General features: G+C 64.1%; 18 protein-coding genes. 4 read left to right on the top strand and 14 right to left on the bottom strand.

Features of this window, described 5'->3' with window-relative positions:
- Window positions 1-146 precede the first annotated feature (146 nt).
- The 3 genes from CYD53_RS23425 to CYD53_RS23435 form a co-directional block, all read right to left on the bottom strand.
- Window positions 147-962 (bottom strand): NAD-dependent epimerase/dehydratase family protein, encoded by an 816-nt coding sequence (locus CYD53_RS23425; RefSeq protein WP_103720508.1) that lies wholly within the window; start codon window positions 960-962, stop codon window positions 147-149.
- Between the two features lie 215 nt (window positions 963-1,177).
- The gene (locus tag CYD53_RS23430) at window positions 1,178-2,962 is read right to left on the bottom strand and encodes a hydantoinase B/oxoprolinase family protein (protein ID WP_103720509.1); all 1,785 of its coding nucleotides are present in this window, start codon (window positions 2,960-2,962) and stop codon (window positions 1,178-1,180) included.
- A 3-nt stretch (window positions 2,963-2,965) separates the two neighbouring features.
- Window positions 2,966-5,074, bottom strand: a complete 2,109-nt coding sequence (locus CYD53_RS23435) for a hydantoinase/oxoprolinase family protein (RefSeq protein WP_103720582.1) — start codon at window positions 5,072-5,074, stop codon at window positions 2,966-2,968.
- A gap of 215 nt (window positions 5,075-5,289) precedes the next feature.
- Here CYD53_RS23435 and CYD53_RS23440 point away from each other — a divergent pair, with 215 nt between their 5' ends.
- The 3 genes from CYD53_RS23440 to ppk2 all read left to right on the top strand — a co-directional run bounded on the left by CYD53_RS23440 (window position 5,290) and on the right by ppk2 (window position 7,769).
- On the top strand, window positions 5,290-6,189 hold the full coding sequence (locus CYD53_RS23440) for a LysR family transcriptional regulator (protein WP_103720510.1): 900 nt from the start codon (window positions 5,290-5,292) through the stop codon (window positions 6,187-6,189).
- A 69-nt stretch (window positions 6,190-6,258) separates the two neighbouring features.
- Window positions 6,259-6,450 carry a hypothetical protein gene (locus CYD53_RS23445; protein WP_103720511.1) on the top strand — a complete coding sequence of 64 codons (192 nt, stop codon included), beginning with the start codon at window positions 6,259-6,261 and terminating at the stop codon, window positions 6,448-6,450.
- Window positions 6,451-6,869: 419 nt separating this feature from the next.
- Window positions 6,870-7,769 carry a polyphosphate kinase 2 gene (gene ppk2 / locus CYD53_RS23450; protein ID WP_103720512.1) on the top strand — a complete coding sequence of 300 codons (900 nt, stop codon included), beginning with the start codon at window positions 6,870-6,872 and terminating at the stop codon, window positions 7,767-7,769.
- Window positions 7,770-7,816: 47 nt separating this feature from the next.
- On the opposite strand, the gene CYD53_RS23455 is transcribed toward ppk2, so the two are convergent.
- Together CYD53_RS23455 and CYD53_RS23460 are read right to left on the bottom strand one after the other, a co-directional pair.
- On the bottom strand, window positions 7,817-8,380 hold the full coding sequence (locus tag CYD53_RS23455; RefSeq protein WP_103720513.1) for a GNAT family N-acetyltransferase: 564 nt from the start codon (window positions 8,378-8,380) through the stop codon (window positions 7,817-7,819).
- A complete protein-coding gene (locus tag CYD53_RS23460) occupies window positions 8,380-10,764 on the bottom strand; it encodes an Orn/Lys/Arg family decarboxylase (RefSeq protein WP_103720583.1) in 2,385 nt (794 codons plus the stop codon). Before CYD53_RS23460 ends, CYD53_RS23455 begins: the two co-directional genes overlap by 1 nt.
- Window positions 10,765-10,978: 214 nt before the next feature.
- On the opposite strand from CYD53_RS23460, the gene CYD53_RS23465 reads away from it, so the two are divergent.
- On the top strand, window positions 10,979-11,179 hold the full coding sequence (locus CYD53_RS23465) for a hypothetical protein (protein ID WP_103720514.1): 201 nt from the start codon (window positions 10,979-10,981) through the stop codon (window positions 11,177-11,179).
- Window positions 11,180-11,274: 95 nt separating this feature from the next.
- On the opposite strand, the gene CYD53_RS23470 is transcribed toward CYD53_RS23465, so the two are convergent.
- From CYD53_RS23470 to CYD53_RS23515, 9 genes are all read right to left on the bottom strand, one after another.
- Complete coding sequence (locus tag CYD53_RS23470) at window positions 11,275-12,684, bottom strand: mannose-1-phosphate guanylyltransferase/mannose-6-phosphate isomerase (RefSeq protein WP_103720515.1); 1,410 nt, start codon at window positions 12,682-12,684, stop codon at window positions 11,275-11,277.
- 189 nt (window positions 12,685-12,873) lie between these two features.
- Window positions 12,874-14,277: an HlyD family type I secretion periplasmic adaptor subunit gene (locus CYD53_RS23475; protein ID WP_103720584.1), complete on the bottom strand. Its 1,404-nt coding sequence runs from the start codon at window positions 14,275-14,277 to the stop codon at window positions 12,874-12,876.
- A complete protein-coding gene (locus CYD53_RS23480; RefSeq protein ID WP_103720516.1) occupies window positions 14,274-16,013 on the bottom strand; it encodes a type I secretion system permease/ATPase in 1,740 nt (579 codons plus the stop codon). The genes CYD53_RS23475 and CYD53_RS23480 overlap by 4 nt, the downstream gene beginning before the upstream one ends.
- 161 nt (window positions 16,014-16,174) lie before the next feature.
- Window positions 16,175-18,460, bottom strand: coding sequence for a right-handed parallel beta-helix repeat-containing protein (locus CYD53_RS23485; RefSeq protein WP_103720517.1), 2,286 nt, complete (start codon window positions 18,458-18,460; stop codon window positions 16,175-16,177).
- Window positions 18,461-18,903: 443 nt separating this feature from the next.
- Window positions 18,904-21,093: a GumC family protein gene (locus CYD53_RS23495; RefSeq protein WP_103720518.1), complete on the bottom strand. Its 2,190-nt coding sequence runs from the start codon at window positions 21,091-21,093 to the stop codon at window positions 18,904-18,906.
- A gap of 101 nt (window positions 21,094-21,194) precedes the next feature.
- Window positions 21,195-22,670, bottom strand: a complete 1,476-nt coding sequence (locus CYD53_RS23500) for an exopolysaccharide biosynthesis polyprenyl glycosylphosphotransferase (RefSeq protein ID WP_103720519.1) — start codon at window positions 22,668-22,670, stop codon at window positions 21,195-21,197.
- A 267-nt stretch (window positions 22,671-22,937) separates the two neighbouring features.
- Complete coding sequence (locus CYD53_RS23505; RefSeq protein ID WP_103720520.1) at window positions 22,938-23,951, bottom strand: NAD-dependent epimerase/dehydratase family protein; 1,014 nt, start codon at window positions 23,949-23,951, stop codon at window positions 22,938-22,940.
- Window positions 23,952-24,043: 92 nt separating this feature from the next.
- Window positions 24,044-24,835, bottom strand: a complete 792-nt coding sequence (locus tag CYD53_RS23510; RefSeq protein ID WP_103720521.1) for a WecB/TagA/CpsF family glycosyltransferase — start codon at window positions 24,833-24,835, stop codon at window positions 24,044-24,046.
- On the bottom strand, window positions 24,835-25,818 hold the full coding sequence (locus CYD53_RS23515; RefSeq protein WP_103720522.1) for a UDP-glucuronic acid decarboxylase family protein: 984 nt from the start codon (window positions 25,816-25,818) through the stop codon (window positions 24,835-24,837). The genes CYD53_RS23510 and CYD53_RS23515 overlap by 1 nt, the downstream gene beginning before the upstream one ends.
- Window positions 25,819-25,979 lie beyond the last annotated feature (161 nt).

The raw sequence follows: 25,979 nt of genomic DNA on the forward strand, positions 1-25,979 counted from the left end.
CGCACCAACAGGCCGGACACATGACCGCAAGCGACCAGATCAACCAGACGCTTCCATCTTGCAAACAACGGGCCGTCCACACATGGATTGCTTCGTCGCTGCGCTCCTCGCAATGACGATGCGGTTAGGGCGCGCGCTTGCGAGGATCATGCCGTCGCTTCGTCGTCGGGATGGCCCATCTCGCAGAATTTGCCGCCGAGATAGCGGCCGGCCGGAGATTTCGGGTCGAGTGCCGGTGCGTCGGCCTCGACCTTGGCGCGGAACGGTTCGGAGCTGTCCTGCGGGTGATAGCCGAGATGGCCGGCGCCGCTGTTGTCGACGGCCTTGACCTTGTTGTCCGAGGTGCCGAACGAGATGGTATGGCCGACGAAGGGCGCCGTCAGCGAGGCTTCGACGAGGCGCACGCAATCGGCGAAGGACAGATAGGACCAAAGCATCCGGCGGTCGACGGGTTCGGGAAAGGACGAGAAGATGCGCAGGCACGCCGTCTCGATGCCGAACTTGTCCCAATAGAGCCGGCTCAGGCTTTCCACGAAGGTCTTGCCGACGCCGTACAGGCAGTCGGGGCGAACCGGCGCATCGACCGAAATCTGGGCCCCGACCTCGTGATAGCCGATCGCATGAACCGATGACGCGTAGACGATGCGCTTGACGCCGTGTTTCCGGGCGCCTTCATAGATATGGTAGGAGCCGCGAATACCGGCATCGAGGATGGTCTGCCACTCGCGCTCGGTCGGCGCACCGCCGAAATGGACGATGGCATCGCAGCCTTCGGTCGCCGCGATCGTCGCCTCCATATCCGCGAGGTCGAAGATCGCCTGCTCCTCATTGGGGCTAAGCGGGCCGAGCGGCTCGCGATCGGCGACGCGGATCGTCCTGGCCAGCGGTGCGAGGCCGGTGCGAAGCTGCGAGCCGAGACGGCCGGCCGCGCCGGTGATCAGGATTCGGTCGTAATGTGGCATTCGGTCCTCGCGTCGTCACAGGCTGACCGCCACACCATGCCAGCGCAGCAGCGATAGGGATCATCGGCATCCTTAGATCACGCCGCATGCGGACGGTTCCATCCAAATGCAGGAAACATGATCGATTCTAAAAGCTTAGAGAATTATTCTCATGTCATGATTTATCGTCATCCAGAGCAATTTCCGATCCATCTGGATCGTTCAATTGCTCTGGATTATTGGTCTAACGCGTTTTCTTCAGGCGAACCGGCGACCACTTCGCTCGAAAACGCTCCAACCGACGGCAACTCGCCGCGCTTCAGGCCGGCTTCAACCGCCGCGATCTCGGCGTCGCCAAGCCCGTAATCGGTTCTGGCCGCCTTGGCCGAGATATAGCCGAGCGCGAGGTCGCGCAGCACTTCACTCCGTTTGCGCTCGGCGGCCGGGCCGTGGCCGGCGCCGCCGGGCAGCGACAGCATGACCTTGCGCCCTTCCGGAACCGCTTGGCGCCCCTTGCCAGCCATGGCCGTGCCGTCGTCGAGGCGGATCTCGGTCGCGGCGCCGCCAGAGCCACCCAGGCGCCCGCGCGGCGGATGCTTCACGCGGTCGAACATCGCCGACATGTCGAAGACATGCCCTTCGACGGCCCCAACCTCCATGAATTGACCGAGCCCGCCGCGAAAGCGGCCGGCGCCGCCGGAATCGGGCCGCAGCTCCTTGCGCCAGATGATGATCGGGCCGGCATGCTCCGTCGCTTCGATCGGCATGGTCATGACGCCGGATGGAAAGGCGGTGGTGTTCATGCCGTCGAGCGTCGGACGCGCGCCCGAGCCGCCGCAGTTGAACATCAAGACCTCGGCGCGCCTTGCGCCTGCCAGGCGCGACGCCTCCGAGGCTGGCCGCAGCGAAACCTGGAAATTGCACAGCGGCCCTGCCCCCTCGGCCGGAACCGTCCTTGGCAGAAGCTTGTCGAGCGCGTCATAGACCGTATCCGGGATCAGATGGCCGATGACATGGCGCAACGCGACCGGCGCCGGGTGCAGGGCGTTGACGATCGTGTTGTCCGGCGCGGTGATGCGGAAAGGTTCCAGCGAAGCCGCATTATTGGGGATCTCGGGCGCGATCGCACATTTCAGCGCGTAGCAGGCATAGGCCTTGGAATAGACCATCGGGCAGTTGATGCCCTTGGGGTCGACGCCGGAAGAGCCGGCGAAATCGACACAGACCTCGTCCGTGCCGATCGTGACCTTGACCCTGAGCTCGATCGGCGTGGCAAAGCCGTCGCTGAGCATGGAGCCCTCGGCCTCGCCGCGGGGCAGCGCGGCGATCCGCTCCAACGTCGCCCGGCGCGAATTCTCGAGGATGAAATCCCCGACCTGCTCCAGCCCGTCGAGAGCGAATTCGTCGAGCATGCCGATCAATCGGCGATGGCCGACATCATTGCAAGTTGCGAGCGCGAAGATGTCGCCGACGACCTGGTCGGGCTCGCGGATATTGCCGCGCACCAGCCTGACGAAGGGCTGGTCGACCTTGCCCCGGTCGGCGAACTTCATGATCGGGATGTAGAGGCCTTCCTCATAGACGGAGTTGGCGTCCGCCCCGAAGCCGCGCCCGCCAATGTCGACGACATGAGCCGTGCAGGCGAAGAAGCCGACATGCCGGCCCTGGTGGAAGGACGGCGTCACCACCGTGATGTCGTGCAGATGCCCGGTTCCCATCCAGGGATCGTTGGTGATGTAGATGTCGCCCTCGAGAATATTCGCAGGCCCGATCTCGCGGATGAAATGCGCGACGGCATCGGCCATGGCGTTGACATGGCCCGGCGTGCCGGTGACGGCCTGCGCCAGCATCAGCCCCGCCCGGTTGTAGACACCCGCCGAGAGGTCGCCTGCCTCGCGCACCGAGGTCGAGAAGGCCGTGCGGATCAGGGCCTGGGCCTGCTCCTCGACGATAGAGATCAGGCGGTTCCACATCACCTGCAGCGAAACGGTGGATAGCGGTGGCTTGGATAGCTGCGTCATGGCTCAGGCCTCGACCATCTCGGCCAAGCGCGCTTTCGCAGGCTCGGACCCGTGCTTGAAGATCTCGATGCAGCCATCGCTGCGGCATGTCGCCGAGCAACCCGTCGGCACGATGATGGTGGTTTCGTCCTCGACGATGACGCAGGGCCCCACTGCCACCCGGCCGACCGCGATCTGTGAGCGCTGGAACAGGCCCGCCGTCAGCCGGGCTCCGAGGGCGGGGTCGAAGACCTGGCGTTGCGAGATCGCCGTCAGCGGCACGAGTGCTCCCAGAGCCTGCGCCCTCACCGGCACTGCTTTCGCCGTGCTCGCATTGACCGCCCAGACGGTGATCTCGATATCCAGCCCCTGGACGGTCCGGGAGAACAGCTTGGCGTATTCGGCCTCGAACAGCTCCCGATAGGCGTCGATCGTCGGTGCGGCGTGGCTGACGTCGATCGGGATTTCCCAGCCCTGGCCGACATAGCGCATATAGACCTTGGTTTCGACGCTGAGCGGCGCCTGTGCGTCGCAGGAGCGCACGAAGGTCGTGGCTTCGTTTTCGAGCTCCGACAAGAGACCGCGGACGGTATCCGCATGGAATGCCGCCAGACGCATATAGACGCTGCGCGTCGCCTCGAAGCTGAAGGGCGCTCGCAGGAAGCCGATCGCCGAGCCGACGCCGGCACCCGGCGGCACGAGCAGGCGCTCGATGCCGAGCTTTTCGCAGAGCCGCCCGGCATGCAGCGGCGCCGCACCGCCGAAGGCGATCATCGTGTAGCCGGAAAGGTCCTCGCCATTCTCGACCGCATGGACGCGGGCGGCATTGGCCATGTTCTCGTCGACGACCTCGACGATGCCGAAGGCGGCCGTCTCGTCCGTCATCCCCAGCGGGTCGGCGACATTCGCCAGCACGGCCCGGCGCGATGCGGCGATGTCCAGCACCATGCTGCCGCCGGCGAAGCTCGTGGGGTCGATCTTGCCGAGCATCACATCGGCATCCGTCACTGCGGGCCTTGTTCCGCCACGGCCATAGCAGGCGGGGCCCGGCTCGGAGCCGGCGCTCTCCGGCCCGACCCGGATCTGGCGCATCGAGTCGACCTGGGCGAGCGAGCCGCCGCCCGCGCCGATCTCGACCATGTCGATCACGGGAATAGAGATCGGCATGCCCGAGCCCTTCTTGAAGCGATAGCTCCGCGCCACCTCGAAGACCCGGCTCGTCTTCGGCGTCTGGTTCTTGATCAGGCAGATCTTGGCCGTGGTCCCGCCCATGTCGAAGGACAAGACGCGATCGAAGCCGAAGCGCGCCGCGACATCGGCTGCATAGATTGCCCCGCCCGCCGGTCCGGATTCGACGAGGCGTACCGGGAATTCCGCCGCCCCGTCCAGCGACATGATCCCGCCGCCGGAATGCATCAGGAAGATCGGGCAGTCCGCGCCCTCATCGGCCAGCTTCGCTGCGAGGCTGGCGAGATAGCGCTTCATCATCGGCTTGACATAGGCATTCGCCACCACGGTGTTGAAGCGCTCATATTCGCGCATCTGGGGCGAAACCTCGGACGAGATCGAGACGGCAAGTCCCGGGATACGCTCCAGCAGAACATCGCGGACCAGCCGCTCATGCGCCGGGTCGAGATAGGAATGGATCAGGCCGACGGCGACGCTCTCATAACCCGCTTCGGCGATCTCCTCCGCGAGGCGCACGACATCTTCGCGCAGCAGCGGGATGAGCGTCGCGCCATTGGCGCCAATGCGCTCGCGCAGCGTATAGCGCCGGTTGCGCGGCAGCAGGGGCTGGGGCAGCGTCAGGTTGAGGTCGTATTGCTCGAACCGGCTCTCGGTGCGCATCTCGATCACGTCGCGAAAGCCTTCCGTCGTGATCAGCGCCGTCTTCGCGCCGCGGCGTTCGATCAGCGCGTTTGTCGCGAGCGTCGTGCCGTGGATGATCCGGCCGATCGCGGCGGGCGTCACGCCGGCCTTCGTGCAGACGCGGTGCATGCCCTCGATGATGGCGCGCTCGGGCGCATCATAGGTCGTCAGCACCTTGGCCGAGAAGGTCTCGCCACGGATCTCCAGCACGACGTCGGTGAAGGTACCGCCGATATCGGCGCCGAGATTGCCTTGGGACGATATAACTCGGGACGACGTATTGGGGGACGATGCGACACCGCTCACGGAAAGCCACCTTTCAATGCCTGTCAGGGAGCCCGGCGACGCCGCCGACCCATTCCCAACCGGCGAAAAGATGACTGCGATCGACAATCACGTCTAATTATTTGATTATCTTGAGACGATAGAAAATATCTATCCTGCAATGCCTCGCGGAGGCGACGCAGGCCGGGTGGGCCATGCAGATCACGCTCAAACAGATCGAAACCTTTGTCCGGCTGGCCTCGCTCAGGAATTTCCGCCGTGTCGCCGAACAGATGAATACGACCCAGCCCAATATTTCGGCGCGTATTTCGGCGCTTGAACGGGTCCTGAACCAACGCCTGTTCGAACGCGACGCGGGTTCCGTCGTGCTCACCGATCAGGGCCAGGCCTTGCTTCCCTTGGCAGCCAAGGCGCTTGAGGCGACCGAGGCGCTGCTCCAGGCCGGCGACACGACAAGCCGGCAATCCGTCATGCGGCTCGGAGTCGCGGAGACCGTGGCCCAGACCTGGCTCCATCGCTTCCTGCGCGAGATGGCCGTGCGCTTCCCCGATGTCGTCGTCGAACTGAGCGTGGACCTCACCTTCAACCTCCAGCGCAATCTCATCGACGGCTCGCTCGACTTAGCCTTCCTCAACGGGCCGGTCTCGGACCTTTCGGTCGCCAATCTTCCGCTGGGAACGGTCGCCCTGCCATGGGTCGCCGCGCCTCGGTTCGCTGCAGCCCTGCCCGATCCCGCCGGAGCCGATGACCTCGCTCGCTTTCCCATTCTCACACATGCGAAGAATACGCGGCCCTATGCCGAGGTCGTCGACTATTTCAAGCGCAACAGCAGCCGGCTCAGCCGTCCGGTCTCATCCAGCAATCTGGCGGCCTGTCTGAACATGACGCTGGACGGCCTGGGCATTGCGACCTTGCCGTCGCCGCTGGTGGAGCGCTTCCTCGAATCCGGCGAACTCGTCGCCCTCAACTGCGATTGGGTTCCCACGCCGATGAACTTCACCGCGTCCTATGTCACGATGCCGGCGCGACCGGTCATCGAGTCAGCGGCCAATCTCGCGACCGAGGTCGTCGACTGGAAGCCGAACGCCACCTGACGAGGTCAATCGAGATCGCTCGTAAGATCGCTCGGCAAACAACCTGATCAAACCCGAAAGGACGAGCCAATGCCTGACGCCGCCGCCCTCGCCGAACTCGATGAACGCATCGCCATCGCCCGCGCCAACCTTGCAGAACTGATGGAGCAAGCGTCCGCCTTTTCAGGAGCTGCCGACGAAGACCGCAATGCGGACCGCATCAACGAGCAGCAGGACATACTCGACGCCCTCCTCAAGCAACGCGCGGCACTCGCACAATAGTCGTTTGGGCGACATGCGGGCCGATAGCGCTGAAGCCCGATCGATGGATAGACATCGGCCGACCGCTCGCGCCCCAGCCTCTCGCATCGAGCCGCTCTGATCGAAACCGGCATGCCGTCGCAGCCGCGCTTCGGTCATTCCAGACAGGCCGCACGGCGGGGTCGAGCGCCCTGCCACCCGAGCGTCAAGGTCATGCCGCCACCTCGCGGGGCGCGCATGGTCGTCACCTTCATCGTCTCGTCATTCGCGCCGACGACATTGCGGCCATGGGAGATTGGAGGACGTCAGTCCGCAGTGCGAGATTCAGCTTCCGGGCCTGCGTCTCGTCGCAGTCTTTGCGATCACGGCGCACCGCCGTGCTCATCCGTCTCCGAATTCGCCGGTCATCTTCAATAAAGCCGATTTAAAGGTCCGCATTCATGACGAACGATCTGGAGCGCATCAAAGCCGAAATCGCAGACAGCTTCGACGAAGAGCTCGAGATGCAGCTCGAGGAGGACCGGCTCGACGAACTCGTCTCCGAAGGCTTGGCTCCGACGGGCGCAACGCTGGACCGCAAGGTTTATTTCCGCGAGCTGTTCCGGCTGCAGCATGAGCTGGTGCGGCTTCAGGACTGGATCCAGTACAAGAAGCTCAAGGTCGTCGTTCTCTTCGAAGGACGTGACTCGGCTGGCAAGGGCGGCGTGATCAAGCGCGTCACGCAGCGGCTCAATCCGCGGATCTGTCGCGTCGTCGCCCTGCCCGCCCCCAGCGAGCGCGAACGCCATCAATGGTACTTTCAGCGCTATGTGCAGCACCTGCCCACGGCCGGCGAAATGGTGCTGTTCGATCGCAGCTGGTACAACCGTGCCGGCGTCGAGCGCGTCATGGGTTTCTGTACCCCCGACGAACTCGAAGAGTTCTTCCGCTCCGTTCCCGATTTCGAGCATATGCTCGTGCGATCCGGCATCATCCTGATCAAATACTGGTTCTCGATCACGGATGAAGAGCAGGAATTCCGCTTCCGCATGCGGATCGAGGATCCCCTGAAGCAATGGAAGCTCTCGCCCATGGATATGGAGAGCCGCGTCCATTGGGAAGACTACACCCGCGCCAAGGAGGACATGCTCGCCCGTACCCATACGGAGACCGCCCCGTGGTGGGTCGTTCAGGCCGTCGACAAGAAGCGGGCGCGCCTCAACTGCATCAGCCATCTGCTCGGCCAGATCCCATATGAGAGCGTGCCGAAATCGGACATCGTCCTGCCCGAGCGCGTGCGCAATTCAGATTACTCCCGGCACCCCGTTCCGCCCGAACTCTACGTCCCGGAGCTATACTGAGGCTGGCGACTGGCCTCCTCCGGTTTCGTAAACGCCGATCCCGGTGTTCACGAGACCGGCGGAAGCCCATTTGTCGTAACCGGCAGGGTGGCGCCGGCGCCAAGCGATCTCTGCACCATGATGCTGTCGGACCATTTGCCGTAGCGATAGGCGACGCCCGGCAGAAGGCCGACCCGGGCAAAGCCGAACTTCTCGTGAAGCGCCAGCGATGCGGTGTTCTCGGCATCGATATAGCCGATCATCTGACGAAATCCCGCAGCCGCGCAGGAATCGATCAGCGCCTGAAGCAGCAATCGCCCAATCCCCCGCCCGAGATGGTCGTGGTGGACATAGATCGAATGCTTGACCGTGTAGCGATAGGCCGGGCGCTTGCGGAACAGCACGACATAGGCATAGCCGACGACCTCGCCTTCGACCGTCGCCACCAGATGCGGCAGCCGGCGGTTGCGCAGGTTCTTGCGCCGGTCGCGCAGGTCGTCGGGCTGAGGCGTGCCGGTATCCTCGACACCGGCTTCGATGCCGCGCCTGATATGGCGCCAATAGATCGCCAGCATGGGCTCGACATCGCTGTCGCGCGACGGGCGGATGATGACAGGGGTTTCGGTGTCCATCACTCGCCGCGGCCTTTAGCCTGAGCCTGTTCGCTAACGACATAGGTATGGAGCCGCACCCGTCCGGCCGCGTCGACCTCGCGATAGACGCCCTGGATCTCGACATCGAAGCCGGGGAAGGCGTTGAAACTCGCCTCGAACATCTTGAGATAGTCGATCATGGGCTGGGCCCGCTCGGTCAGGCGCTCGCCGGGGACGATCGTCGCGATCCCGGGCGGATAGACCACGAAGGGCGTCGTGGCGATGCGCCCGGCGATGGCATCGATGGGCAGATAGTCGATATCGTTGCGCACGAGGCAGCGCGCGGCATCATGGGGCGACATGGCCATCTCCGGCAGATGCTCGAACGAGAATTGCCGCGCCTGCAAAGCACTGACATCGGCCTCGCGAAAGAAGCGGTGCATCTGGCCGCAGAGATCGCGCAGCCGGACCCCGGCATAGCGCGAAGGCCGGCGCCGGTAGAATTCCGGGATCGCGTCTTCCAACAGCGCATTATCGTCATGCAGCTTCTTGAAGGCGACGAGCCCGCTGATCAGCGTACCGGCCTTGCTGGCTTCGACGCCCGGCGTCAGCAGGAAGAGCAGCGAGTTGAGGTCGTTCTTCTCGGCGACGATCCGGTTCTCGCGCAGAAACTGGGCGACGATCGGCGCCGGAATGCCATGTTCGGCATAGCCGCCCGTGGCGCGGTCGAAGCCCGGCGTCAGCAGCGTCAGCTTGTTGGGGTCGGTCATGGCGAAACCCGGCTCCAGGCCGGAGAAGCCATGCCAGGCGGCGCCCGGAGCGAGCTGCCAATAGGAGGGGTCGCTGGCGAGCTGGTCGGTGCCGACCGTTTCCCAGGCGACGTCATGCACCGCTCCCTCGCGGGAGGCATCCGGGATCGTCACGCGGTCGGGCACGAAGGGCTCGAAGAACCAGCGCCGCTCGGGCAGGATCTCCTTATCCTCGAATTCGCGCCGGACGGCGCGGATCTTCTTGCGCAGTTCGATGCCAAGCCGGATCGTGTCATCCCAGAGCACTTCGCCGGAGCGCCCCTTCATCATCTGCGCGCCGACGTCGAGCGAGGCGAATAGCGGGTAGAAGGGCGAAGTCGAGGCATATTGCATGAAGCTCTCATTGAAGCGCCGGTGCTCGACGCGGCGCTTCTGGCCGCGGATATGCCGATCCTTCATGTGGATCTGCGAGGCCTGGGAGAAGCTCGCCAACTGCTTGTGCGTCGACTGCGTCGCGATGATGCCAGGCGCATCGGGGCCCAGATCCGCAAGCCCCATGGCGAAGCGCCCGGCATAGAGCGGGTGGAACTTCATGAAGCCGGCCCAGGCCTCGTCGAACAGGATGTAGTCGCAGAGATGGCCGATGCGCTTCAGGATCATCTGGGCGCTGTGGATCGTGCCGTCATAGGTGCATTGCTCGACCACCGCGACGCGGAAGGGGCGCGGCTTTCGCCAGGCGTCGGGGTCCTTGACCAACGGATGCGTCCGGATGCGCTCGCGCAGCGCCTCCTCGTCGAAGGCGTCCCAGCGCATCGGGCCGATCAGCCCCCAGGCATTGCGGATGGTCGGCAGATAGACCGGAATGCCGCCGCCGATCATCAGGGCGCCATGATGGGCCGCCTTGTGGTTGTTGCGGTCGAACAGGACAAGGTCGCCATCGGTCACCAGCGCCGCCAGAGCCACCTTGTTGGAGGTCGAGGTGCCGTTGAGGACGAAATAGGTCTTCTCCGCCCCGAAGATCTGGGCCGCCTCCTTCTGCGCCTTCAGGGCCGGGCCCTCATGGGTCAGGAGATCGCCGAGATCGAGCACCGAATTGTCGAGGTCGTCGCGGAAGACGGCCTCGCCGAGATGCTCCATGAAGACCCGGCCGATAGGGCTGCGGCTGTAGAACACGCCGCCATTATGCCCAGGGCACGTCCAGAGATGATTGCCCTCTTCGGCATAATCAACCAGCGCGCCGAAGAAGGGCGTCTTCAGCGTCTCGGCATATTGCTTCAGGCGGCTGATCAGGCTCTTGGCGATGAAGGGCGGCGTCTCCTCGGACAGGAAGATATAGCCGTCGATGAAGTCGAGCACCTCGACGGGCAGGTCCTCGAAGCGCTTGCGGCGGATCAGCAGGATGATCGGGAAGTCGAGCCCGCGGCGGCGCATCAGGTTGATCAGGGCCGCCGTCTTGCCTTCAAGGCCCTTCTTGCCCCAGTCGACGACCATGCAGCCGATGGCCGCGTCGGTCTGCACGGCGATCTCGGCGTCTTCGAGCTTTCGCGCTTTCACGACCTCGAAGCCGGACCGCTCGATCTCATCGACGATCTGGTTGAACCTTATGCCTTCCAGGTCCTCCGCGTCGAAGCTCGGCGTCGCGAACAAAAAGGTGAAGCGCCTGAAATAGTCCATGTCTGCTCCGCTGGCTGGATCCCCGAAGATGTCGGCGAGTTCCATGACAGTCCGGCGACTATCGCCCTGACCTTGTGACGGCGTCGATCGAGCAGATTGGGACAGCCTTGACGATCGACAACGTCGAAGGCCAGCTCCCGAAACGAGCGTCCGCCTGAGTTGTCGCGCGGCGGCAGTACGGTCTTCATCAACGGTTGCGCGCCGAGCTGGTTGCATGAAGGGCTCCGACATGCCGCCCAAGAACAAAAGCTTGAATGCGACGCTGCTTCGGCTCACTCATCATTATTCGGATGCGAAGGATCTGTTTAACGCAGTGCGGGCCGCGCTCGCGGTGATGATCGATCAGTGCGAGACCGACAGGCCAGCGGTGCGCACACTCCACCGGCTTGCCTTGCAGCGACGTGGCGAAGAGTAATTTCAGGTAGACCGCATTTAACTTGCGGGTCACCTCGCAGACGGCAAGAGCCCTTACGGGACGGAAGTCCCGGAGTTCAGCCTCGGCCCCTCACCTCAGCATCGCTTGTAGATATCCTCGATACGGATGATGTCGTCTTCGCCAAGATAGGAACCGACCTGGACTTCGATGATATCGAGCGGAATCCTGCCGGGATTGGCCATGCGATGGACGCAGCCGATCGGCAGGTAGATCGACTCGTTTTCGTGCACGATGATGGTTTCGTCATCCCGTGTGACTTCGGCCGTCCCGCGCACCACGACCCAGTGCTCGGCTCGGTGATGGTGCTTCTGGAGGGACAGGACTCCGCCGGGCTTGACCGTGATGCGCTTGACCTGGTGACGCCTGTCGAGATCGATCGACAGGTATTTGCCCCAGGGCCGGTGGATTTCACGATGGCTGCAGGCTTCCGGCTCGCCATTTGCCATGAGCAGAGCGACAACGTCTGCCACCTTGCCGGCCTTCGCCTTCGGCACCACCAGGATGGAATCGCGCGTCGCGATGACGGCGATGTCGTCGACGCCCACGACGGCCAGGAGAGCGTCCTCGGAGCGCAGCAGGTTGTTGGCGCCATCGAACACATAGCCACGCCCTTCGACGACATTGCCGTTCGCGCCCTTCTCGGAAAGCTCCCAGACCGCGGACCAGCACCCGACATCCGACCAGCCGAACGGCCCGGCGATCACGGATGCCTTCTCCGTTGCCTCCATCACGGCGGTGATCGAAGCCTTCGGCGCCTTGGCGAAAGCACGCGGCTCGAGCGTCAGGAATCCGAGGTCGTGACTGCCCGTCGCGACAGCCTCGCCGACGGAGGCCATGACATCGGCCTCGAAAGCCTCGAGTTCGGCGCGCATCGTCGCCGCATTGAAAATGAGGTTGCCCGAATTCCAGAGATAACCGTCCGCGAGATAGCGCGCGGCCTGCACGGCATCGCAGGCCTCAACGAAGGCCTCGACCTGATGCGCGCCAGCCGCCGTCTCCGAGCCGGGGCGGATATAGCCGTAAGCCGTCGCAGGATAGGCCGGCGGTATCCCGATCGTCACGATGCCGCCTTGCGCCGCAACTGTGGCGGCCTTGCTGCAGGTCTCGACGAAGAGCCTGCCGTCCTGCACGACATGATCGGCGGCGAAGACCCCGACGAGCGCAGCGTCATCGCGGGCAAGGCCGAGCTCGGCCGCGATCGCCACCGCGGCAGCCGAACCGCGACAGACAGGCTCGACCACGATCTCGGCCTTCACGCCGATCGCCTGCAGTTGATCGGCTGCGGTGAAGCGATGTTCTGCGCTCGCAACGACGATGAGCCTGTCAAAGGCGGTCGCGTCGGACAGGAGTTTTGCCATGCGCTGGAAAGCGGAGTCCCGGCCAAAGAGCGGGATGAACTGCTTCGGCATGGTGTTGCGAGAGACCGGCCACAGACCGATGCCGGCCCCTTCGCACATCACAACGGGAATGATCTTTGGATGCATGCGGATCAGCTCCTCGAAGACGCTGATCTAGCACGGCGCATTTCCGGCAATAGCTCCGATTCGGTCGTACCCTGTTTTGGCTCGCGCTACCCTGTTTGCGTCGCGCATGCCGCGGGCAGCCGGCCGCATGGAGCCCGGACAGCGCCGATTTTTCTGCCCCAAGAGCTCACTCGGCCCCGCGGCATGGGCTCATTCTTCCCTGAAAGCCGAACGCATGGAATCCCGCAGGGGCTGCATCAGATAGGCCAGGGCCGTTCGTTCACCGGTCGGGACGAAGACATCGGCAGGCATGCCCGGCTTGAGCTTGGCGCGAATCTTCGGCGGGAATCCCGCTGCTGAGATGCTGACGCGCAGCTCATAGGCCATCTGCTGCGAGACCTCGTCACGCTGCGTATCGGCTGCGACGGATTTGACCTCGCCGACCGTGAAGGGCGTCGCCCGGCCCTTGAACGAGGGCAGGCGCACCTCCGCAGCCATGCCCGGGCGAAGGTTGTTCACGTCCAGGGGCGAAATCTTGGCGGTGACGACGAGCTCGTCGTCCTGCGGCACGATTTCCATCATGGTTTCGCCCGGCTTGACCACCGCTCCCACCGTATGGACCTTCGAGCCCACGATCCGGCCTGCGCGCGGCGCGCGAACCTCCGCACGCGCCAGCACATCCTCGGCCATCCGCAGCTTTTCACGCGCATCGGCGAGCTTCACCCGGCATTCTGCGACCTTCGTCGAGGCCTCTTCGGCAGCGCGCAAGCCGATTTGGCTCGTCTGCAGCCGAATTTCGTCGTTGGCGACGGAGAGTCGCGCCAGATCAGCCTCCAGCGACCCGATACGGCCCTGAAGCTCCGTCAACGACCGGCGCAACGGGTTGATGCGCGTTGCTGCGATGTAACCCTGATCGGCCAGAGGCTGCAGCTTGGCGAGTTCGTCTTTGATGCTGGCGGCCTGGGTGACGGCGGAATCGCGCTGTGCCTCGGTCGAGTCGCGCTGCTTCTGGGACTGCGACAGCCGCTCTCCCAGAATGGAGATTTCGAGCTTCTGGGCCGAAGCCCGCTCTCTGAAGAGCCGTTCCTGGTCGAGAATGATGCGGCGCGCCTCCCCGGTCTCCGCGGCATCGGTGAGCTCCTTTGGAAAATCTATGCGATCGGACCGGTCGATCTGGGCCGCAAACCGCGCTTCCTCACCCAATGCCTGCAGCACACCCAGCCGCGCCACGCTTTTCTGCGCAGACGCATGCGTCGTATCGAGCCTGAGCAGGACCTCTCCGGATCGAACCTCCGAGCCGTCCCGCACGACGATGGCCTCGACCAGACCACCCTCGAGATGCTGAACCGCCTTGCGGTCGCTTTCCACGACAACGCTGCCATGAGCAACGACTGCGCTGTCGAGGCGGGCGGTCGCCGACCAAAGCCCGCCCACGCCCAGCACGGCGGCGACGACGATGTAGCCCTTTCGAATCGGAGCGCGCCAATCGCCGCCCCCCTCGACAGAGGCACCGGCCGGCGGGAGCCAGCGCTTCAGACTCGCAAGCGCCAGCCCGAAGCGCCGGCGCCATATCGGAAAATTGCGCCCTATCGCAAGATTGAATGCGAGTTTCATCGCCGCCCCCATCGTGCCACCGAAACCGGCTCGCCGCCCCGCGGCTGAACGCGCTGCGGCGCCTGAACGCGCGCGCCGGCACCGGGCTGCAGCAGCACCGGCAGGATTTCATCGCGCAGGCCGACCCTGACGGCCTGGCCCTTCTGCATGAGAATGATCTTGTCGACCTGCGACAGGAGCTGCGGGCGATGTGTGATCACGACGACGATCGCGCCCGCGGCGCGCAGGCCCGACAAAGCGCGACCGAGCGCAGCATCGCCATCCATATCCAGATTGGCGTTGGGTTCGTCGAGCACGACCAGCGCGGGCTGGCCATAGAGCGCCCGCGCCAGGCCGATCCGCTGCCGCTGCCCTCCGGAGAGGGTCGCTCCGTCGTCACCGATCTGCGTCGCATATCCGTCCGGAAAGCTCTGGATAAGGTCGTGAGCCGAGCCGGCGGAGGCGGCGGCGACGGCCGCCTCGTCCGTTGCTGAGGGATCGAAGCGGGTGACGTTGTCGCGCACGCTTCCGGCAAACAGCTCGACATCCTGCGGCAGGTAGCCGAGGACACGGCCGCGTTGGTCATCGGAAAAATGGCTGATGTCGGTGCCGTCGAGGCGGACGACGCCTTGAACGGGCTTCCAGACGCCAACCAGCGCCCGAGCGAGCGAGGATTTCCCGGAGCCGGTCAGCCCGATGACCGCCGCGATCTCGCCAGGCTCAACTTCGAATGAGACATTGTGCAAAAGCAATGCTTGTCCGTTGGGAGCGCGCACGCTCAACCCCTCGACGCGCAGCGACCCGGCCGGATGTGGCAGCGTCATGTCGCGGCTGTCGGACGGCGTCTTCAAGGCCGCCCCAAGGCGCAGGAAGGCGCTGCGGGCAGAGACGAAACTCTTCCACTGACCGACGGCGCCCTCGATCGGAGCCAGAGCCCGGCCCATGATCAGGGAGGCGGCAAAGATCACGCCGGCCGCGATGTCTTGATGGATGGCGAGATAGGCGCCGACGCCAAGCACCGCGCATTGGAGCGCGAGCCGCAACAGCTTGGTGAGCGCCAGCAGCGATCCGCCCCGATTGGCCGCCCGCGTATGATGTTCAAGCGCCCGATCATGCCGGGCCTGCCACTCGCCGCGGATCGCCCGGCCCATCCCCAAGGCCTTGATGACTTCGGCATTCCGAAGGGACGCGGCGAGGCGTTCGCTCGCCTTGTGACCGAGCTCCGACGCACGAACCAGGGAATTCTTGGTCATGCGCTCGTTCAGCAGAGCCACGCCCAGGATTGCGACCGCTCCAACCGTGGCGACGGCGCCGATCGCCGGGTGGAGGACGAAGCAGAGCGCAAGATAGATCGGGACCCAAGGCGCATCCATGAGAGCCGGCACGAGGCTGCCCGACAGCGTGGCGCGCAAGGTCTCCACGTCACGAATGGGCACGACCTGCTGCGAGCCCTTTGCCTCCAATGCGCCGCGAAAAGCAGCTTCGAAAGCCGGTTCGGACAGCGCCCGATCCACGCATAAACCAAGTTGAACGAACGCGCGGCTGCGGAAATGCTCGAGCGCGGCATAAGCTGCAAACAGGACAAGCACGATCAGCGAGAGCATGACCAGCGTCGTGCCATTCCGGCTTGTCAGCACCCGATCATAGATCTGCATCGTATAGATCGGGGACACGAAGACGAACAGGTTGAGCACGAAGGACAGCCCGAAAAGCGAAGCGAATGCGGGCGTCAGGCCGCGTACCGTTTGCGAGAGCATAGTCTTTGGATTCCTGGGAGTGATCGCGAAGCTCCGGCGAGCGGAACCATGCGGATGCCTGCCCGACAGGCGATGAATGAGCGCCAGCCAGGATCAACCTGGAAAGGTCGCCCCTGCTCCAGCGGTGGAGCAGGGGCGACATAGGCTCGGCCCTCGACCTGCTAGTGCCAGTGCCAGTGTGAGGACTGGTGATGGTCGATGGTGTCCTGGATGCGCACCTGGACGTCATGGAGCCAGTGGCTGCCACCGCCGTGGTCGCCCCCTGAGACGTGATGGCTACCCAAGTCAGACGGAGTCGCGGGGACCGAGGGCACAACCGGCGTGGGGACCGTCGGAGGCGTTACGACCGCGGGGATCGAAATGACGTCCGGGCTGCCGGTCGGGCTGGTGGCCGGCGGCTCGACAGTCGACGGTGCAGGCTCGGTCGTGACCGGAGGCGTTTCCGCGACCGGCGGCGTCGGGTCGACTGCGACCGGCGTCGTCGGTTCGACCGTGACAGGCGGCGCCGGATCGACCGCGACAGGCGGCGTCGGATCGACCGTGGCCGGTGGCGTTTCGCCGGTTGCCGGGGTTGTCACCGGCGTGTCGACGACCGGCTCAGAAGCCGCAATCGTGGCTCCGGACGACCCGAAGGCAGCCGACTCGATGCCATGCGACTGCGCGACCGATCCAGCGGTGAAGCTGTAGTCGCCATGTGCGGCATCGACGAAGCCACCTTGCGTCGTCTCGACGCTGCCGGTATCGCCGCCGCGCTGCTGAAAGCTCGCGAGCGAGACATCGGCCACCGTCAGCTCTGCGCCATCGGGATTGTAGTAGACGTTGTTGTGGATCAGGCCTGGATTGGTCTGATCGGTATCGATCGTGTTGCTGCCATCCTTCGAGACCTGGATGAAGTTCTCGTAAGTCTCGTTACCGGTGATCGTGTAGCCGTCCACACCGATGGTTGCGATGCCGTATTTTGCGTTGTCCAGCAGCGTGTTGTCGTGGATCGCGTTGTTCGATCCGCCATGGATGAGAATGCCGCTGAAGGCGGTTCCCTGAACGAAGTTGCCGTATATCTGCGCGTTGCTGGCGAGGTTATCGAGATAGATGCCGGAGCTCATGTCGTTGCCGGCCACGAATCCTCCGTCATGCGTATTCAGGCCGCCGGTATCGACGATGTGATTGTATCGGATCGTATCCCCCAGCGCGCCGGGATCCTCATGCGAGAACAGGTAGATGGCGCCGACATCCGGCGTCTGCTGACCGGAATGGCGAATGTCGTTGTATTCGATGACATTTCCGCCCGAGACCAGATTCGGGTCGTAATTGACTTCCGAAATTCCGAAGCGCGGCACATTGGTGATCGTGTTGTGATCGATCTGGTTGTGCGCCGACTCCTGCATGTCGATCGAGCCAAATTGAACGAAGGCCTCGTTCGAATGATCGATCACGTTATTCGAAATCTGGTTGCCGCTGGTCCCAGGAGTCAACGCGATCGCGCTAGACCAGATATGCTCGAAGTTATTGTTCGAGATCAGGTTTCCGCTGCTGTCGCCATGCAGCACCACACCAACGCCGACATTGACGAAATGGTTCGATTCCACCGTCAATCCGGTTGCGTCGTGCACCTCGATCGCCGCAGTGGCGGGGTCGCCTGCAACTGCAGCCGTATCGGTGAAGGTCAGGCCCTTGATGCTGACATCCTTGGCGCCATCGACAACGAACAAGCTGTGATCCGAGGATGCGACCGCGCCTTCGCCGGTGAAGTCCGCGGGCGCCTTGAACAGCACGGTGTGCGTCTGGCTGTCGAACGACCATTCACCGACGCTGTCTGGTGTCTTCTCCGAAACATAGAACCGACTCGCCGGGCCCAGATCGTAATTGGCCTCGGTGGTGAAGGTCATCACGTTGCCCTTGATGGACGCGATGGTCAGGTGATCGTTGGCGTAGCCGTTCTCCGAAAAGACCGTCACCGTCTCGCCGACCTGGGGCGCATGACCGGCGGGAAAATCCGACGGGTTGAATGCAAGCGATTTGCTCGGATCGGACCCGCTGGGCAGATCCTGCCCCCAGAGCCAGCCGCCCCGGATGGGATCGCTGGGATCGGCGGCGGGGAAGCGGCTCTGGACCTGCTGGACGCCGTTGACCGTAAGTTGCAGGACCTGTGCGTCGTCGACATGGGCCGACCAGATGCCATTCGCACCTTGAGTCCAGCCGGTCACCGGCGTGCCGCCGCTCACCACGGCATCTTGCCCGGCCATGCCCACGAAGGACGAGCCGGAATCGGCGGATGTCAGGTGGAGAGGAGCGTCGAGATGATAGGTACCTCCGGCGAGGTAGGCCGTATCGGCGCCGGCACTTTGCCGCATAGCCTCCTGGGCACGTTCCAAAGTCGCGAAGGCCGACGATGCATCAAGTCCGGAATTGTTGTCATTTCCCGTTGAGGAAACGTAAAAATTAGCCATAAAGGGGTTCCTTTCAAGGCGAGAACGCTATTGGCGTGGTCTCGGCCCCTAGATACCCCGGGAGGGTAAGGCTATTCTACCCAGGAAGGCGAAATTATATCGCTGAGAACTAGTACGTCAGTTCTATTTGTCCAAAATTGGCACACTATATCAACGCACTGCATCTTGCGGGATTATCCCCCGTCCTGTGGACAGGGAAGGCTCTGCAGCGCTGGAATGGCACACCGTCAGATGGTGGTCGCAGATCCGAGGGCCCGCCGCCAGGCGATCGACGTAGTCTCGGAAGGCGGCGAGAGTCGCAACGGGACGCCCGCAGCGATCGCAGGTCACGAGCCCCTCGGCAGACAGGTCGCGCGGCAGCGAAACCGCAGGCGAACCACAGCCCTGGCAGCTGAACTCCACGCCTGCCGGCAAGGGCGGCACCGGGCAAGGCGAGCGCCTCCTCACGCCGAAGCCTGATAGAAGGACTTGTAATCCCGGTAGATCTGGCCGCGATCGGAGGCGTTGTAGCGCCCCTGCTCCTCGAGATCGACGCGGTTGAGCACGATACCGCCGACATCCAGCCCCAGCCGGGCGAGATGGTCGAGCGTCGTCGCCACGGTCGTCTTGCGCGTGTCGTTCCACTTGACCACATGCAACACCGTGTCGGCGTGCTCGCGCAGCAAGGCGCTGTCGGCCGAAAGCAGGACGGGCGCGACTTCGAACAGGATGATGTCGTACCTCGCCCGCGCCTCGCGCAGCATCGCCTCGAAGGCCGGATTCGAGTAGACGTTCTGGCCGTCCCGCAGGCCGGATGCTCGCCGAACCGTCGCGACGGGCGTCGCTCCCGCGGCGCTGATGTCGCCAGCCGGAGGCAGGCATTGGTCGAGCAACGCTTCGTGCGGGAAGTTTTCGCCAAGCAGCAGGCGCCGGGGCGAGCCATCCACCACCAGAACCCGCTGCCCCATCTTCGCCAGCACGCGAGCCATGGCCGAGGCCACGAACGACTTGCCCTCGCCCGGCGCAGAAGAGGTGATCAGCACGACCTTCGGCGGGTTGGTGGGGGGGAACAACGCGGCCACCGTCGACCGTACCGCTTCAGCGAAGACGAGGCTCTCCAGCCCGCTCGGATAGTGTGCGAGATTGGGCAGCAGGCCGACGCAGTCGAGGTGGGTCTCCGCCGCGAACTCGTTCTCGCTGCGGAAACCGCGATCACGCTTCTCCAGCGCATAGGAGAGCGACGCGCCGGCGGCGAGCCCGCCCATCAGGGCAAGGCCCAGCACGAGAGCCGGGCTGGCCGAAGCCGGCAGCGAGGGAACTTCGGCGGGCGCCAGGATTTGCGCCATGACGGGCCTCAATTCGCTCACGGCGGTGGATTGCTGCTGTGCATCCGAAAGCTGCTTCAGCCGGTCGCGCGCGGCCGTCGCCTCGGCCTGCAGGGTTTTCAGCTGGCCTTCCAGCCCTCTGGACTCGATAGATTTCGTCTGCAGCGCCGCGACGCGCTGCGACAGCGCAACCTCGGCGGCACGGGCGGCCTGAACATCGGTTTCGATGTTGGCGACCGACTGCGCCAGTTGCTTTTTCAGCCGCTCCTGCACCGATGCGAGCGTCAGCTTGAGCCGGGCCACCGCAGGGTGGCGATCGCCGGCCGAACTGACCATCTCGTCCAGGGCCCTGCGTGCCTTTCCTTCCTCGTCCAGCAGCGCCTGGACGACCGGAGACCCGCCGAGATCCGTCGCCTGCGGCACATTGCCGGCAGCAAGCGAGACCTGCGCCCGGCGCAGGCGCATCTCCTCCCCGAGGCGCGTGACCGAGGCGGCATTGAGCTGGGCCAGCATGTCGCGAAGCTGCTGCTGCTGCATGTCGGCCCCGTCCTGGCCGATCTCGACGAAGCCGGTCCTGATACGGAAGTCCTCGATCTCCTTGTCGATCCTGGCGAGATTGGCGCGCGCCTCCTGCGCCTGCAGGCCGTACCACTGGCTGGAGCGCTGCGAGGCGCTCGCGGTGGCCTCCATCTTCCGCCTGAGATATTCAACGCCGAAGGCATTGACGATGCGGGCAGCGCGATCAGGGTCGGTATCCTGGTATTTGAGGGTGATCAGATAGGCCTTCGCATCGTTGCTGACCGTCAGTGACGACAGCAATTTCTGCGCGACGATGTCGCGCCGCGCCGGCGCGGTCAGGGGACCTGCGCCGCCAAGTCCTAGAAGTTCCCGGATGCGGGCGCGAACCGGCGAAGAAAAGATCACCTCGGCGGCGCCTGCCATCAGCCTTGACAGGGACGAGGCAGGTTTCTCGGGCTCGCTATCGAGCCCCATACGCGACGCGACGGCGCGCGCCGTCGTAAGCGAGCGGATGATCCGTGCCTCGCTTTCGACAAGCGTCGAGGCCTCGAGCGCGACGCTGCTCGATTTACCGCCCCCGCTCGGGCTGTCCTCACGCGTGAAATCGAACTGCAGCACCAGATCGGCCACGTAGCGCGGAGGCATGATCATCAAGGCGAAACCCGCAAGCAGCATGCTGCCGCAGGCGATCGACAGGATCAGCAAGCGCCGCTGCCACAGCATCGCGAGGACATCGAAGCTCACGGCGTCATAGTGACTCGACAAGGTCGCCGGCTGTCGCGGTCCCCGCTTTTCGCTGAAGAAATCCATGATGGCAGGCTCCCGGCTGATCCCGATTGATTCCGAGTAACAGGGTCGTGACCGACCGCTCCCCCGGGTGCGCCGCGAGCGCGAAACCCGCTTGCGGCGCGCTACTTCGCACCTCGCGCCAGCAGCACGGCCGGCAGGGTTTGAAGCAGCACGTAGAAATCCAGCCAGAACGACCAGTTGTGGATGTAGAAGCTGTCTTGCTGCTTCTGGACCGCGAGGTCGCCATCGCTGCGGTCGGTCACCTGCCACAAGCCCGTCAGGCCAGGCGGTATGCTCGTCCGCAAGGCCTGGAACGCGGCGTCGAAGCATTGGCTGTGATAGGCCGGGAACGGCCGCGGCCCGACGATACTCATCTCGCCCCGCAGCACATTCCAGAGCTGCGGCAGCTCGTCGACGCTGGATCGGCGGATGAAATGCCCGATCCCGGGCAGGATCCGCGGGTCGTTCGACAGCTTGAAGAAGCGCTCCCATTCCTGCCGCGCCGCGCTGTCGGCGCCAAGATGCGCGGCCAGCCTGGCTTCGGCGTCCGCATACATGCTGCGCAGCTTGTAGACCTTGAAGATGTGGCCGTTCCGGCCGATGCGCGGCTGCGCATAGAAGGCCGAGCCGCTGTCGACCATCTTCACGGCAAGTGCGAACAGCAGGATCACCGGCAGCGCCAGAACCGCGAGCGGTATCGCCACGAGGAGATCCGCGGCGCGCTTCAGGCGCAGATTGCGCGGCATGTGGATGGCGCTGCGCAGCTCGACCCCGAGCAGCCCACCCATCGCCCACAGCTGCGGATTCAGGACCTGAAGCGCCGAGGCGTCGTGAACGATGAAGATCTGGCGCAAGGGCAAGCGCGCAAGCCAGTCCGCCTTTTCCCTGCACAGATCGCCTGATGCGCAAAGAGCGACCTCGATCCGCGGAGAGATGACATCGGCCTGTCCAGCGGTGATGACCGGAATATCCGTGATCTCTGCGGCATCGGACAGAGCATAGCCTTCGTCATCGGCTAGTATGGCGACCGGTCTCAGCCCCAGCTCGGGCCGCGAAACCAGATTGCGTGCGAGAGCCGCACAAGCCGACATTGGACCGTAGAGGACGGTCGGGGCTGTCCAGAGCGAGCGGCGCAGCAATACGCCCCGGACGAGCGCCTCGACGTAGTGGCCGAGCAGAAGGGTCAGGGCCGCGCCGATGACGACGAAGCCCCAGAAATGGGAGGGCGGCGCCGCGACCGCCAGCCAGGCCAACACGATTGCGGCCGCGGTGGCATTGCCGAGCGTGCGCCGGCGCAGCCTGTCGACAGGTTCGGCGTGCTCCGAGCCATACAGCCCGAAGCAGGCCTGGGCTCCGCACAGGGCGGGAATCCAGACCAGCATCAGCTTCGCCATGTGGGTGTGGGTATCGGCAACCGCCACGGTCGCGCCGAGCTGCAGGATGCCGGCGACGATCGTCAGCGCGACGAGATCTCCCGCCAGCAACGCAGCCGCAACCAGCTGCCGCCGCATTGCGGGAGCCAGATCGACACCGAGCTGCTGGCCCGGCTTTGCGACGGCGATCGCGGATGGGACGACGCTGGTGACAACGTCCGGCATGGCGAACTCCCCTGTCACATGGTGACGGAACCCGGCTGCGCCGGAGCAATGTCCGATCGAATTGGATCGTTCAATCGCTCCAGAACCTTGTTGCAACGCGTTTTCTTCGCGGAAACCGGCATTCGCTTCGCTCGAAAACGCGCTCGAGCAGGATGCGAAAAAGCGGCAACCGGTTTTTCGCGTCGCTCCTGCTCTCGCTCCTGAATGAGAGACGGATTCAGATGTCGGACGGGATCACGTGGTGAGCCCGTCCGACATCATCCGGCTCTACTGGGCCGCGACCCTTGGAATCGGCTCGATCACGGCCTGGCGCTCGGCTCCGCCCGCCGTCACCTGCCCCTCGATCCAGGCATAGGTCGGAATCAGCCCCTGCCTGAGATGGATGAGCGGCTCCCATCCCAACACCTCGCGCAGGCGGCTGTTGTCGCTGTTGCGGCCGCGCACGCCCTGCGGACGGTTGGTGTTGAAGCGCTTGAGGATCGTCTTTCCCGCAATCTCGGCGATGATGTCGACGAGCCCGCTGACATCGACCAGCTCGTCGGTGCCGAGATTCAGCGGCCTGGAATAATCCGACCGCATGATGCGATAGATCCCCTCGACGCAGTCGTCGATGTACATGAAGGAGCGCGTCTGCTTGCCGTCTCCCCAGACCTCGATCGTATCGCCGGATTTCGCCCGCGCGATCTTGCGGCAAATGGCGGCGGGCGCCTTCTCCTTGCCGCCGTCATAGGTGCCGAGCGGTCCGTAGACATTGTGGAAGCGGACCAACCGGGTCTGGAAGCCGTAGTCCTCCGTGAAGTACTGGCACAGCTTCTCAGTATAGAGTTTCTCCAGCCCGTATCCGGGTTCCGGATCGGCCGGGAACGCATCCTCTTCCTTCAGCGGCACCACGGAGGGCACGTCCTGAAGATGCTGCGGGTAGACGCAGGCCGATGACGAGAACAGGAAACGCTCGACCTTGGCGTCATGCGCAGCCTTGAGCATCTGGGCGCTGATCATCGTATTGTTGTAGGTGATCGAAGCGTGCGCGCCGGAGATATAGCCGATGCCGCCCATATCCGCGGCGAGGTTGTAGACCTCGTCCATGCCGCGAACGGCCTCGCGACAGTCGTCGATCTCGCGGAGGTCCAGAATCCGGAATTCGTCCGCCGAGCTGGCCTGGTATTCCGGGTCCTTGATGTCGACGGCTCGAACCTTGTAACCGCGGTTCTTCAGATAATTGACCAGGTGGAAGCCGATAAAGCCGCCGGCGCCCGTGACCAAAACAGATTTCTGAGACATCAGATCACTCCACTGAGAATTCAGCTTCAGGGATATCGATTTTTACTTTCTTCAGCAGTCGCCAAACCGAATTATACCTCTCTTGAGACGATCTATCTTTTGTGGGTAGCTGATATCGCGATCTTCTCCCTGAGAAGCTGCAAGCTGGCTCCAACCATGAACTGCGGCACAATCTTGCCGTAGCGGCGCCAGAGGCGCCGCGGTTCCGACAACAGGCGGAACAGCCATTCGAGACCGTTTCGCTGCATCCAGAGCGGCGCCTGGCGCTTCGTGCCGGCGAGGAAGTCGAAAGCCGCCCCGACACCGATCATGACCGGCGCATCGATCTGGCCGAGATGCCGGGCCATCCAGTACTCCTGCTTCGGGGTGCTGAGCCCGACCCAGACGATGTCCGGCTTGGCGGCGTTGATCATGCGCACCATCTCCGCATCCTCCTCGGCCGGGACCGGCCGAAACGGAGGCGAGAAGGTGCCTGCCACGGCAAGCCCTGGAAAACGCCCGGTGAGGCAGTCGCGCAGGCGCTCGGCAAGACCGGGAGCGCCGCCGAAATAATACTGGCGATAGCCCTTTTCCGCCGACAATGCGGAGAGCTGCAGCATCAGATCCGGGCCGTAGACTCTCTCCGTATGCCGGTGTCCGAGTTTGCGGGCCATCCAGACCAGCGGCATCCCGTCGGGCGTCACCAGCCCCGCATGTTCATGGATCGCCATGAGCGCCGGATCCGACTGGCTTTCGATCACCCCGTGGACGCCGGTGATGCAGACGAAGTGGCGCGCCTTCCGGCCAATCCAGTCTTCGATCGCGTGCAGCGCGTCCGCCATCGTGATGGCGCTGACATTCACGCCCATGATGCGGGCATGAGGAAGAGGGGTTTGCGATGTCATCAGCCGGCCCTCGCAACCTCGACCCGCCGCACCGGGTCATGCACCCTCGACAGCACGTCGTCGAAATAGGCGATGGTGCGCTCGAGGCCCTCACGCAGCGGGACCCTGGGGCTCCAGTGCAGCAGTTCCTGCGCCCTGCTGATGTCGGGGCAGCGCTGACGCGGATCGTCCTGGGGCAGCGGCCTGAAGACGATCTGGGAGCGCGAACCCGTCATCGAAACGATCAGGTTCGCGATTTCGGCCATGGACGTCTCGACTGGGTTGCCGAGATTGACCGCGCCGTCCAGCGGCTCGGTTACGTTCATCAGGCGCATCAGCCCCTCGACCAGATCGTCGACGAAGCAGAAGGCGCGTGTCTGCCGACCGTCTCCATAGAGCGTGATCGGTTCGTTGCGCAGCGCCTGGACAATGAAATTCGAAACGACGCGGCCGTCCTCGAGGTTCATGCGGGGACCATAGGTGTTGAAGATGCGGGCGATGCGGATCGCGACGCCGTGCCGTCTGTTGTAGTCGTAGAACAGTGTCTCGGCGCAGCGTTTGCCCTCGTCGTAGCAGGCGCGCGGTCCGCTGATGCTGACGAGCCCGCGATAGTCCTCGACCTGGGGATGGACGTCGGGATCGCCATAGATCTCACTCGTCGAGGCCTGCAGGATCGGAATGCCGAGCCGCTTGGCCATGCCGAGCATGTTGATCGCGCCGAGCACGCTTGTCTTCGTGGTCTGCACGGGATCGCGCTGATAGTGCACCGGTGAGGCGGGACAAGCGAGATTGTAGATCTCGTCGACCTCGAGATAGAGTGGGAAGGTCACGTCGTGCCGCATCGCCTCGAATTGAGGCTGACCGAGAAGCGCGCTTAGATTTTCGCGGCGACCCGTATAGTAATTATCGACCGCCAGGACCTGATGACCTTGAGCGACCAGGCGCTCGCAAAGATGGCAGCCGAGAAAGCCAGCGCCGCCTGTGACGAGAATACGCTTCTGCATGTCGGAACTCCGCCGGGTCGTGCACGGGAACGAACCCGCAGCTTTGCCGTAAGCATTCCGTTCTCAAAGGACGCTTTGGGAGGGTCATCCTCTTGGTGTGACCCTCGCGCCCAGCATGATGTCCTGACGCGACTGCGACGGCCGCACAGCACGTTGGGATT

The sequence above is a fragment of the Allobosea psychrotolerans genome (assembly GCF_002917105.1).
GTDB classification, from domain to species: Bacteria; Pseudomonadota; Alphaproteobacteria; order Rhizobiales; family Beijerinckiaceae; genus Allobosea; species Allobosea psychrotolerans.

What these genes read in the sequence shown, in the direction of transcription:
- CYD53_RS23480 (WP_103720516.1), bottom strand. Translation starts at nt 16,013, where the DNA reads ATGCTCTCGCAAACGGTACGCGGCCTGACGCCCGCATTCGCTTCGCTT.
- CYD53_RS23495 (WP_103720518.1), bottom strand. Translation starts at nt 21,093, where the DNA reads ATGGATTTCTTCAGCGAAAAGCGGGGACCGCGACAGCCGGCGACCTTG.
- CYD53_RS23515 (WP_103720522.1), bottom strand. Translation starts at nt 25,818, where the DNA reads ATGCAGAAGCGTATTCTCGTCACAGGCGGCGCTGGCTTTCTCGGCTGC.
- CYD53_RS23465 (WP_103720514.1), top strand. Translation starts at nt 10,979, where the DNA reads ATGAAGGGCTCCGACATGCCGCCCAAGAACAAAAGCTTGAATGCGACG.
- CYD53_RS23460 (WP_103720583.1), bottom strand. Translation starts at nt 10,764, where the DNA reads ATGGACTATTTCAGGCGCTTCACCTTTTTGTTCGCGACGCCGAGCTTC.
- CYD53_RS23500 (WP_103720519.1), bottom strand. Translation starts at nt 22,670, where the DNA reads ATGCCGGACGTTGTCACCAGCGTCGTCCCATCCGCGATCGCCGTCGCA.
- CYD53_RS23440 (WP_103720510.1), top strand. Translation starts at nt 5,290, where the DNA reads ATGCAGATCACGCTCAAACAGATCGAAACCTTTGTCCGGCTGGCCTCG.
- ppk2 (WP_103720512.1), top strand. Translation starts at nt 6,870, where the DNA reads ATGACGAACGATCTGGAGCGCATCAAAGCCGAAATCGCAGACAGCTTC.
- CYD53_RS23445 (WP_103720511.1), top strand. Translation starts at nt 6,259, where the DNA reads ATGCCTGACGCCGCCGCCCTCGCCGAACTCGATGAACGCATCGCCATC.
- CYD53_RS23505 (WP_103720520.1), bottom strand. Translation starts at nt 23,951, where the DNA reads ATGTCTCAGAAATCTGTTTTGGTCACGGGCGCCGGCGGCTTTATCGGC.
- CYD53_RS23470 (WP_103720515.1), bottom strand. Translation starts at nt 12,684, where the DNA reads ATGCATCCAAAGATCATTCCCGTTGTGATGTGCGAAGGGGCCGGCATC.
- CYD53_RS23475 (WP_103720584.1), bottom strand. Translation starts at nt 14,277, where the DNA reads ATGAAACTCGCATTCAATCTTGCGATAGGGCGCAATTTTCCGATATGG.
- CYD53_RS23455 (WP_103720513.1), bottom strand. Translation starts at nt 8,380, where the DNA reads ATGGACACCGAAACCCCTGTCATCATCCGCCCGTCGCGCGACAGCGAT.
- CYD53_RS23425 (WP_103720508.1), bottom strand. Translation starts at nt 962, where the DNA reads ATGCCACATTACGACCGAATCCTGATCACCGGCGCGGCCGGCCGTCTC.
- CYD53_RS23510 (WP_103720521.1), bottom strand. Translation starts at nt 24,835, where the DNA reads ATGACATCGCAAACCCCTCTTCCTCATGCCCGCATCATGGGCGTGAAT.
- CYD53_RS23485 (WP_103720517.1), bottom strand. Translation starts at nt 18,460, where the DNA reads ATGGCTAATTTTTACGTTTCCTCAACGGGAAATGACAACAATTCCGGA.
- CYD53_RS23430 (WP_103720509.1), bottom strand. Translation starts at nt 2,962, where the DNA reads ATGACGCAGCTATCCAAGCCACCGCTATCCACCGTTTCGCTGCAGGTG.